This is a genomic window from Flavobacterium tegetincola DSM 22377 (genome assembly GCF_000425485.1).
Taxonomy (GTDB): domain Bacteria; phylum Bacteroidota; class Bacteroidia; order Flavobacteriales; family Flavobacteriaceae; genus Flavobacterium; species Flavobacterium tegetincola.
On sequence record NZ_AUDN01000024.1, the window covers coordinates 90,290 to 99,034 of the forward strand.

Annotated in this window: 9 protein-coding genes; 5 read left to right on the forward strand and 4 right to left on the reverse strand. The window is 34.5% G+C overall.

Translation table 11 applies throughout. From position 1 onward, the window contains the following. Positions 1–156: 156 nt before the first annotated feature. Positions 157–1,620, reverse strand: coding sequence for an aminoacyl-histidine dipeptidase (locus tag H602_RS0107165; protein ID WP_026977404.1), 1,464 nt, complete (start codon positions 1,618–1,620; stop codon positions 157–159). Positions 1,621–1,696: 76 nt separating this feature from the next. After that, positions 1,697–1,951 (reverse strand): (2Fe-2S) ferredoxin domain-containing protein, encoded by a 255-nt coding sequence (locus H602_RS0107170; protein ID WP_026977405.1) that lies wholly within the window; start codon positions 1,949–1,951, stop codon positions 1,697–1,699. 395 nt (positions 1,952–2,346) lie between these two features. Here H602_RS0107170 and H602_RS0107175 point away from each other — a divergent pair, with 395 nt between their 5' ends. The 4 genes from H602_RS0107175 to H602_RS0107190 are packed head-to-tail and all read left to right on the forward strand — an operon-like array spanning position 2,347 to position 5,520. Next, positions 2,347–3,414 carry a DUF3810 domain-containing protein gene (locus tag H602_RS0107175; RefSeq protein ID WP_026977406.1) on the forward strand — a complete coding sequence of 356 codons (1,068 nt, stop codon included), beginning with the start codon at positions 2,347–2,349 and terminating at the stop codon, positions 3,412–3,414. Positions 3,415–3,462: 48 nt separating this feature from the next. Beyond that, positions 3,463–3,957 carry an RNA polymerase sigma factor gene (locus H602_RS0107180; RefSeq protein ID WP_026977407.1) on the forward strand — a complete coding sequence of 165 codons (495 nt, stop codon included), beginning with the start codon at positions 3,463–3,465 and terminating at the stop codon, positions 3,955–3,957. Between the two features lie 14 nt (positions 3,958–3,971). Next, a complete protein-coding gene (locus H602_RS0107185; RefSeq protein ID WP_026977408.1) occupies positions 3,972–4,616 on the forward strand; it encodes a hypothetical protein in 645 nt (214 codons plus the stop codon). A 52-nt stretch (positions 4,617–4,668) separates the two neighbouring features. After that, complete coding sequence (locus H602_RS0107190) at positions 4,669–5,520, forward strand: TraB/GumN family protein (protein ID WP_026977409.1); 852 nt, start codon at positions 4,669–4,671, stop codon at positions 5,518–5,520. On the opposite strand, the gene H602_RS0107195 is transcribed toward H602_RS0107190, so the two are convergent. Together H602_RS0107195 and H602_RS0107200 are read right to left on the reverse strand one after the other, a co-directional pair. Beyond that, positions 5,517–6,329 carry a lysophospholipid acyltransferase family protein gene (locus H602_RS0107195; RefSeq protein WP_026977410.1) on the reverse strand — a complete coding sequence of 271 codons (813 nt, stop codon included), beginning with the start codon at positions 6,327–6,329 and terminating at the stop codon, positions 5,517–5,519. The two genes, H602_RS0107190 and H602_RS0107195, sit on opposite strands and share 4 nt — an antisense overlap. 50 nt (positions 6,330–6,379) lie before the next feature. Further along, entirely contained in the window at positions 6,380–7,018 is a 639-nt protein-coding gene (locus H602_RS0107200; protein ID WP_026977411.1) for an NUDIX hydrolase, read from the reverse strand. Between the two features lie 59 nt (positions 7,019–7,077). Between H602_RS0107200 and H602_RS0107205 the strand changes: the two genes are divergently transcribed. Beyond that, positions 7,078–7,521: a DUF4268 domain-containing protein gene (locus tag H602_RS0107205; protein WP_026977412.1), complete on the forward strand. Its 444-nt coding sequence runs from the start codon at positions 7,078–7,080 to the stop codon at positions 7,519–7,521. Positions 7,522–8,745 lie beyond the last annotated feature (1,224 nt).

Consider the following 8,745-nt stretch of genomic DNA (forward strand, 5'->3'; position numbering starts at 1 on the left):
GTTCATTTATCTTCATAAAGCGCCTTAATTGTTTCTTAGTTTGCTTTTAAAGCTGGTTTATAAGTACGTAGCGTTACAAATGTACAACATGAAATTTTAAATCATAAAAAAACCCGTTACAGATGCAACGGGTTTTTGAATATTTAAGCGGGTGGATTAATTTTTAACCGGAATGTTTTTCAATATTTCCAATACAAACTTCCAGTACTTTTGAGCCGAAGAAATTGAAGCTCTTTCGTCAGGCGAATGTGCACCGTGAATTGTTGGTCCAAAAGAAATCATGTCCATCTCTGGATAATGAGTTCCTAGAAGCCCGCATTCTAAACCTGCGTGACAGGCTACTACTTTAGGCTTTTCGTTGTTTTGTTTCTCGTATAAATCGGTTAGAACATCTAAGATTTCTGAAGTCACATTTGGTGTCCAACCCGGATACGAACCTGAAAAATCTACTTCGCAACCCATTAGTTCAAATGCAGAACGTAAAGCGTTAGCCAAATCCATTTTAGAAGTTTCAACTGAAGAACGCGTCAAACAACCTACCGAAATTTCACCGTCTTTAACGATAACACGAGCAATATTATTAGATGTTTCTACTAAATCAGCCATGTCTGGACTCATTCTGTACACACCGTTATGGGCCGTGTAAATTGCACGAAGTAAACCTTCTTGCACACCTAAATCCATAATTTTTGCGGGCAAATCCGTTTTTTCTATTGTGATGGCCAATTTTGGTTCCATCGTTTTGAATTCGGTTTTGATATCGCCAATGATTTCTTGCATGTCAAAAACGTATGCTTCGTCGTACATACCTGCAATTACAACTGTTGCAACACTTTCTCGAGGAATGGCATTGCGCAAACTTCCACCATTAATTTCGGCAATTTGCAATCCGAAATTCTCAAATGCACCAAAAAGTAATCGGTTCATTATTTTATTAGCGTTCCCTAAACCTTTATGAATGTCCATTCCAGAATGTCCGCCGTTCAATCCATTTACAGTAATTTTATACGCTACTGCATCTTCAGGAACTTCCTCTTCATTGTACTCACGGGTTGCAGTTACATCAATTCCGCCTGCACAACCTATGTCTATTTCGTCGTCTTCTTCAGTATCTAGATTTAGGAGAATTTCACCAGAAAGTAAGCCTCCTTTTAAACCCATCGCTCCAGTCATTCCTGTTTCTTCGTCAATGGTAAACAATGCTTCAATGGCAGGATGTGCAATATCTGTGGATTCTAAAATGGCCATAATTGTAGCAACTCCTAAACCGTTATCGGCTCCGAGTGTTGTTCCATTGGCACGAACCCAGTCGCCATCCACATACATTTCAATTCCTTGTGTGTCAAAATCAAATACAGTATCGGCATTTTTTTGGTGCACCATATCTAAATGCGACTGCATTACGATGGTTTTGCGGTTTTCCATTCCAGCAGTAGCCGGTTTTTTGATGATGACGTTTCCTACTTCATCTTCAATGGTTTCAAAACCTAATGTAGTACCAAAATCTTTCATGAAGGCAATTACACGTTCTTCTTTTTTAGAAGGACGCGGAACAGCGTTAAGATCGGCAAATTTATTCCAGAGTTGTTTTGGTTCGAGGTTGCGAATTTCTTGGCTCATGCTTATAATTAATTATAAAGTTATGGCCGTAAAGTTACAAAGTTAGCATGGGAAAGGTCTAAAAATAGTGCTAAAATTATGCAATGTGTTTTGCAAAAAGTTTTTTAGCATCTTGTGTCGATACGTTTCCAACACATTCGTTTTTATGTATGCAAATGATTGGAGCACTTTTACAAAAACCTTGGCATTTCATTTTTTGAAGGGTAACCAAATCAGACAATCCTGCTTCTTGAACTAAGTCTTTGAAACATTCTTTTACCTCTGAATTGTACTTACAGCATTTCTTGCCGTCGCAAAATAGAATTACCTTTTCTTTATTTTTCTTGCCCATTCGTAGTGAAGTGAAGTTGTATAAATTATTGCGCCACAAAAATACATTATTATTTTAATCTATTCTAAATAAAGGATTAAATTTTAAGTTTTTATTGTACGTTACTCCTTAAGATTACAAAAGTAGTACCGTAGGGTTGACCTACTTACATACGGAAAATTTTGGTGTACAGATTTTACGTATTGCGCAAAACCTTAAGTTGAAAAGAAGCCTTAAGCTTTTAAAATAGCCCCGGTTGCAGTGAGAAATCCTCCCGATCTTTCTTCGGGAGATTGAAACGGAAGACGGGAACATGGACTGAACAAGGGCCCGAGCGCTGTGCTCCAAATCCTAAATCATTTGTTTATGCATCAATTGAGAAGTATTTATTATATTCGCTTCTATAAATAGAATGTATGAAAAACCGTCGGTTGGCTTGGGTTATTTTCTTGGGGATTCAGGTACTATTGGTGCAAATATTGGGCTTCTTTCCATCATTTGTGGAGCGTTTTTATAGCAATGGCCTGTTTCCGTATATAAGTTCTTTTTCCAGAATTATATTGGGATGGATTCCATTTTCGGTGGGTGATTTTATTTATTTTTTTGTAGGATTTCTGTTGCTGTTGTGGGTGGTCAATTTGTTCCGAAAGCCTAAAAAATGGAGCGCAATTCTTATTGAAATGGGTGCTGCTGTAAGTGTTTTTTACTTTTTATTTCACCTTCTATGGGCAACTAATTATTACCGAGAACCTCTTTTTGACAAAATGCAAATTGAAAGAGACTACAGCGATGCCGATTTGTTACGTTTCACAAAAGAGATGATTCGGTTGACCAATGAAACGCAGGTTGCTATAACTAACGATAGTATAGTAAAAGTAACTTCTAATTTGACTCAAGAGGAAATTTTTGAAAAGAGCATTGAGGGTTACCAAATCTTAGCAGAACATCATCCCTTTTTTGCGTACAAAAATTTAAGTATGAAGAAATCGCTACTGAGTATACCGCTTTCCTATATGGGATTTGCGGGTTATTTAAATCCATTTACCAATGAAGCGCAGGTCAATGATCGGGTTCCGATGACTGGTTTTCCGATGACCGTTTGTCACGAAATGGCGCACCAAATTGGCTATGCCTCTGAAAGTGAAGCGAATTTTATTGGGTTTCTGACGGTTACTCAAAATAAGAATTTACATTTTAAATATGCGGGTTACAGTACTGCTTTATTGTACTGCTTGAGCAATTGGCAAGCTAGAAATCCTGCACTTGCAGCACAATTAGTACTAGAGATTAATGCTGGCGTCTTGGATAACTATGAAGATTCAAGGCTGCATTGGCTGGAATATGAAGGCATAATTGAGGACGGCTCTAAGGGTTTTTACAACCATTTTTTAAAAGCAAACCAGCAACAAGACGGCTTAGAAAGTTACAGTAAATTTTTAAACCTCTTGATTAACTACTCCAAAAACAATGCAATTACATCGTAATTTTAATAATGCTGTAACAAATGTGCTACAAAACCTACTAATGGTAATATGAGTGTTTCTTTAGAACAGAATTTTGTACGGCAATTGCAAGATAATCAGAATATAATCCACAAGATTTGTAGGTTGTATACTTCTGGCGATGACGAGCACAAGGATTTATTTCAAGAAATTACCATCCAGCTTTGGAAAGCATTTCCGAAGTTTAGAGGAGAAAGCAAATTTTCTACCTGGGCTTATCGTGTAGCTTTAAATACCGCTATTACTTTATACCGTAAAAGCAAACGCTCCATTGCTACTACAGAATACGATACTACAAAGCATTTCTTTAAAGCGGAAGATTACAATTACGAAGAGGAAGAACAACTAAAATTGTTGTATAAAGCCGTTTATCAATTGAATGATATTGAAAAGGCATTGGTCTATATGTACCTCGAAGATAAAAATTATGAAGAAATAGCGGAAACTTTGGGAATTAGCGAAGTAAATGCACGGGTAAAAATGAATCGAATCAAGGGGAAGTTGAAGAAAATTTTAAATCCGTAAGGAGAAGAAAAGATATGGAAGAGTTAGATTTATTAAAGAAACATTGGAAGAAAGAGGAAAGTTCTTTTGAGCAAGTTTCGGAAAAACAAATATATAAGATGATTCACAAGAGTTCCAGCTCTATTGTGAAGTGGATTTTTATAATCAGTATTTTAGAATTTTTATTATGGTCTGCGCTTTCCTTTTTGATGAAGGATTCGAAAGTCATGAAGCAATTTGACGCTTATCATGTAGAAAATATCATGAGGCCTTTTATGATTATTGGTTACGTGGGACTGTTTTACTTTTTCTTTCAATTTTTCATGAATTACAGAAAAATCACAGCTACGGACAATGCTCAAAAATTAATTCGTACCATACTTAAAACAAGAAAAACGGTACATCAATATGTATGGTTTAATATAATATATGCCGTAGCAAGTTCAATTATAGTACTTTATATTCAATTTAATTATGATCCTCAAGTGATGAAGATGATTGCTGAAGTATCGGAAAAAGGAAACAGCACTGGGTTAGTATATGGCATTTATATTATAATTACTTTAGTATTTCTCGCCATTTTTGTAGGATTTATTTGGTTATTCTATCGCCTCATTTACGGTGTATTGCTCAAACGCTTGTACAAAAATTATGAGGAATTAAAAAAAATAGATTATTAAATTACACTTTTACATACGAGGTTACGAACAGTAGAAAGTCACACACACGCACATGAAAAACATATTTATTTTGGCGTTAAGCCTTATTTCCTTTGTTTCTTTTGCACAAAATGAAAATGCGCTCTTGTATCGCGTTTCCGGCAAGGGAATTCAACCTTCTTATGTTTTTGGAACCATTCATATTACTTGTGATGCAAAATTGGATGGAGCGGTAAATAAAGCGCTGGATGCAACCGCTCAACTCTACTTGGAATTGGACATGGACGATGCCGCAATGCAAACAGAAATGATGCAACTGATGCCAATGCAAAATGGCACTACGATTAGCGCGCTACTTACCAATGAAGATTTCAATATATTGGACGATTATATGCAGGCAAAATTAAACCTATCTGCTAAAATGATTGATACGTATAAACCATTTATCATCAGTGCAATGTTTCTGACCACGCTGCTCGATTGCAAACCTCAATCTATAGAAGCGGAACTAATGCGCATTTCTGCCTTACAAAACGAGCCGGTTTTTGGCTTGGAAACGGTAAAGGAACAAATGTCTATTTTTGATAAAATTCCCTATCAACTGCAAGCCGAAGAACTAATAAAATCAATTAAAAATGATTTTAAAGAAGATAAGAAAGAAATCAATCAAATGTTGAAAAGCTACGCAATGAAGGATTTGAATGAAATGCAGCGATTGACTAAGGAAACTAAAAGTACCATGATGACTGATTATGAGGACTTGCTTCTGACCAATCGGAACAAAAATTGGATTCCTATCATTGAGAAAGTGAGTAAAGAAAAGCCAACATTCTTTGGTGTAGGTGCTGCACATTTATTGGGAAAAGAAGGTGTAATTAGTCTGCTTCGCCAAAATGGTTACATAGTGGAAGCAATTGCAAATTAATCTTCCTTATAACTGTATCGTCTTTTTTCATTAAGTTCCTCCTCCTCTTCTCTAACCTGTGGCGGAATAACTTTTAAAAACGAAGGATGTTGCTCAATAGCAAATTCTACTTTTTCCACTATCTGTTCAATCGTATCATTTTCATAATCAATTTCTAACGGTTCTTTGATGATAAATGATTGTAGAATGCCTTTCTTTTTTAAGCGCAAACCTTTTTTATCAAAAGAACGTCGAAATCCGTCAATAACAATGGGAACTACAATGGGTTTATACATCTTGATGATGTGAGCCGTTCCTTTTCTGACAGGTTTAAACGATTTGGTTGTACCTTGCGGAAATGTAATAACCCAGCCGTCTTCTAGCGCAATTTGAATATTTTTAGTATCATTTGGATTAATTTCTCGCTGTACATCTTTGCCTTCGGCGCGCCAAGTACGCTCCACAGAAATAGCTCCTGCATATGCCATAATTCGCGGTAAAAGACCAGATTTCATAGTTTCCTTTGCCGCTACATAATAGATGTTGAGCTTTGGATTCCAAATGTATCCCACATTTTTAATACTATCCACTCGACCGCTCAAGCTTGCATTAAAAACATGAATCATAGCTACAACATCTGCAAAGTAGGTTTGATGATTAGAAATGAAAAGCACATTTCGGTCTGGTAAATTAGTGATGATTTCCGAACCTTCAATTTGCAATTCATTAAAACCGCGGTACCTCCTGTGCGTTAGAAGAGCAGAAATCCGAATAATCCATTTTTTCAGAAAAAGTAATTGACCAAAAGGACTGCGTTTGAACCACCTCATACCTAAATTTATGTTAGAAGTTAAGTTACAAACATACGAAAACTATCTTTTTACAACACTTTTTTTAGGACTTCTTTAAGTTCGCTAAGCATCATTCCAGTAGCACCCCAAACAATTTTATCATCAAATTTAAATACTGGAAGCTCAATTTCTTTCATATAAGAAGTTTGCAAATTTTCTGTGGTAAAATTATTCTCATCTAGAAAATCATTCAGGGACACTTCAATAATTCCAAAAACTTCTCGAGGATCGGGTTTAAAAACCAATTCCTCAGTACTATAGCCTAAGAAAGGAAACACGGTAAAATTACTCGGTGGTATATATAATTGTGTAAACGCCTTAACTACTGAAATTTTTTCGGGAGCGATACCCACTTCTTCGTGCGTTTCCCGCAAAGCTGTGGCTTCCAAATTGATATCAAACGCTTCCACTTTACCGCCAGGAAAACCAATTTGAGAGGAATGTACACCAGGATATGCATTTCGGACAATTAGAATCAAATGCGTTTGAGTATTTTTTGGATAGAAAAGCATCAGAACTGCTGCCTTTCTTGAATTTAAAATTGCGTCTTTATTTTCTTTTACAAAATTTAATCTTTCGGGAGGCGACATTTTTTGGTGTGCTTCTTCGCCTATGAGGTTTTCTTTTGCTATTTTTGGAACATATTTGAGAAAATCGGTAAAAATCATTTTTACTTGTTTTAAAAATCTAAATTACAAAAATTCCTTCATTTTTAGCCTTTCCAATTATGTTTAGTAAAGCCGACTCCCAAAAAATTAAAAGAGAATTCTGGATTGAATTTGCCGAAGTATATCCAAGAAAATGGTTATTATACGATACTAAAATAAAAGATTTCAGCTTTAAATTTTATGTTGATAATAAAAGAGCACAAGTAACCCTGGACATCGAACCGAAAGATGAGGGAAAAAGAAAAATTTACTTTGAGAAAATCGAATCTCTGAAGCAGATTTTGCATGATGATTTTATGAGTGATGCCATTTTTGAGCGCAACTTCCATCTGGAAACGGGAAAAGTAATTAGTAAAATTTGGGTTGAAAAAACCGGCATCAGTGTATTTAATAAAAATACATGGCCTGAAATTTTCGCCTTTTTCAATGAAAAAATGAGTGTTTTTGAGTTGTTTTTTTATGAATACAAAGATTATATTGAGGATTTAGAAATGAATGTTTAAAGGTTAAAAACGAAAATCGTAAAATATAAGGCGTTTATAATAAATTTTGTGAACTTGTTTAGTCCATTAATTGTATTAAAAATTTGAGTAGCAATTCAGTTTTATTTGTGTGAAATTACTTTAAGCAATCCAGTTACAAATCTTATATTGCAAATTTAAGTTAAGCAACATTAATATGACTAATTGATTAATTGTGATATTCCCTTATTTCACGATATTTTAAAACTGAAAATCTTCTTTTTTGATCATATCATCTTTCAATGTATCCATAAAAACTTAAATATTCATCGGATACCTAATTCTCTGGCAAATTTATTTATGTTGGAACCTTAATTGCTAACTTTTAAAGCTTTTATTTTAAATGCTGCGTCAAAAATTTTTCACTCCTCTGTAATATGTTAAATGTAAGGTTTTTTCTTTTAACTCAAACTCCCAACTAAATTAGTACATCTAGGAAATCAAAACTACTCTAAATTTAGTATGAAAATAAGAGTAGAAATTTTCTCCATTACAGTGCAAAATGTCCACGATTGTCATACTTTAAAACCTCCATTTGGCTGAAAAAAGAAATTTATATGAAAATTGAAAACGTTAAAAGATGATTATTTATCATTTATTAGGATTCGACAGGAAATTTCGAGCGGGAAATTCGTCGTGTACTATAATAACATTGCTTGGTAGAAAATAATTCTAATGGAATTACGGATATTTTTAAAAAAAAGTGCTTAATACACGGAAAAATGAGCTTAATTAATTAAAACAAACAGATAGTGTACGGAAGTCACTGTAATTTTGGGATAATTGAAGCAAGAGTCTTTCAAGAACGAATGTGATCATTAGATACCCCAAGCCTCTACAGCTTATTGTAACGCAAGAATAAAAGTGTGGAGAAGTCAGATTAAAGTACTAAGAAAGATAGCTTTTTATCTATCAAAATGTAAAATAGCACGAATATTTGACAACATTTAAAATTTATTTCTTTTTAATTTTAACTATTCCTCAATATAGTTAGAGCAATCCCACTAAATTCGAGAGTTATTTAAACAAAAGTAGCCTCATTTTATGGAGACTTTGATAAAAATTATAACAGTGTTCGAATAAAGAAAGGCGATGACCTCGGATAGCTATCAGCGGTCCCACAAAACTATACTATTTTATAAAACAAAAAACCCTTATCCGCAAGGATAAGGGTTTTTAAAGATCCTAAAATAAATTCAGGATAAA

Coding starts and splice junctions, on each gene's coding strand:
- H602_RS0107165 (WP_026977404.1), bottom strand. CDS start 1,620: ATGAGCCAAGAAATTCGCAACCTCGAACCAAAACAACTCTGGAATAAA.
- H602_RS0107175 (WP_026977406.1), top strand. CDS start 2,347: ATGAAAAACCGTCGGTTGGCTTGGGTTATTTTCTTGGGGATTCAGGTA.
- H602_RS0107170 (WP_026977405.1), bottom strand. CDS start 1,951: ATGGGCAAGAAAAATAAAGAAAAGGTAATTCTATTTTGCGACGGCAAG.
- H602_RS0107205 (WP_026977412.1), top strand. CDS start 7,078: ATGTTTAGTAAAGCCGACTCCCAAAAAATTAAAAGAGAATTCTGGATT.
- H602_RS0107185 (WP_026977408.1), top strand. CDS start 3,972: ATGGAAGAGTTAGATTTATTAAAGAAACATTGGAAGAAAGAGGAAAGT.
- H602_RS0107195 (WP_026977410.1), bottom strand. CDS start 6,329: ATGAGGTGGTTCAAACGCAGTCCTTTTGGTCAATTACTTTTTCTGAAA.
- H602_RS0107190 (WP_026977409.1), top strand. CDS start 4,669: ATGAAAAACATATTTATTTTGGCGTTAAGCCTTATTTCCTTTGTTTCT.
- H602_RS0107180 (WP_026977407.1), top strand. CDS start 3,463: ATGAGTGTTTCTTTAGAACAGAATTTTGTACGGCAATTGCAAGATAAT.
- H602_RS0107200 (WP_026977411.1), bottom strand. CDS start 7,018: ATGATTTTTACCGATTTTCTCAAATATGTTCCAAAAATAGCAAAAGAA.